Here is a 941-nt window from a genome sequence, read left to right on the forward strand (position 1 = left end):
TTCAGTCGACTCTAGTGTGATTCTGGAGAAACATCTGGATACCTGCTCAGCACGAAGGAGTTTTTCTGTGCTGAGCAGTTACCTCCAAGCACTTATAAGCGTTTTATAAGTGCTGTGCTGCTATCTTAACTGTGTGCTGTGCGAGTGGATGAGCACCCCAACTCACACGTATGTTTTTGAATTCTGTCCTTTGTATCGATGGACATGGCACCTCAGGCACACTCCCTGACGATCACCAGAAATCGCTCGAAGCAGACACAGCACACATTTATGATTTGACCCTTTTTCTTATGTATGGATGTTCACCTGATGTTTGTATCCCTGTATGGATCGGTTGACGGTTTGTTGCGTATGGTATGGATGTTCACCTGATGTTTTGTATTCTGTTCGGTCTTGTGGTTTGTATGAATGAATTGGACAGTTGATGTTTTGTATCTTTTCAGGACCGGGCCATTGAATCTGACTGGTCAGGACACCCCGAAGGGAATTTGCTCCCTTCGGGTTTTTGATGTTTTGCATTTTGCTGTTCTGCAATGGATGTGTTCAGGGCTGCACAAAGGGCAAGGTCACCTGCAGCAGGTAATCTTCACCCTCACGGGTGGCTTTGCGTTCCTGCACCATCTGGTTCAGTTCGCCGTACACCCGCTGCTGTGCCCGCCTGAGGTTCATGCCTTCGGGGTCCAGGCCACGCCAGCGCAGGAAGGTTTTGTACAGCTCAGGCAGTTCGTCAAAGGGAACACTGGCTTCAAGCGCTTTCCAGGATTGCATGGGTTCATTATAAAGCGCCCGCTGCTACAGAACAGCAATTTTGCTCTCTGCCAGGGATGATGGTGTGGTTTCACGAATTGCCCTGTATGTCGGGTAGTCCGCTGTGATGATCACGCACCCCTCAGGGCATGAAGTGGTGTGGCAAGCAATTCACCCAGGGTAAAAACCTGATC

The 941-nt window shown here is 49.3% G+C and carries 1 protein-coding gene; it reads right to left on the bottom strand.

Annotated features, from left to right (window positions below; translation table 11 throughout):
* Positions 1-543: 543 nt before the first annotated feature.
* Complete coding sequence (locus IEY52_RS26495) at positions 544-768, bottom strand: hypothetical protein (RefSeq protein ID WP_189009713.1); 225 nt, start codon at positions 766-768, stop codon at positions 544-546.
* Positions 769-941: the final 173 nt, after the last annotated feature.

Source organism: Deinococcus roseus (genome assembly GCF_014646895.1).
GTDB lineage: Bacteria > Deinococcota > Deinococci > Deinococcales > Deinococcaceae > Deinococcus_C > Deinococcus_C roseus.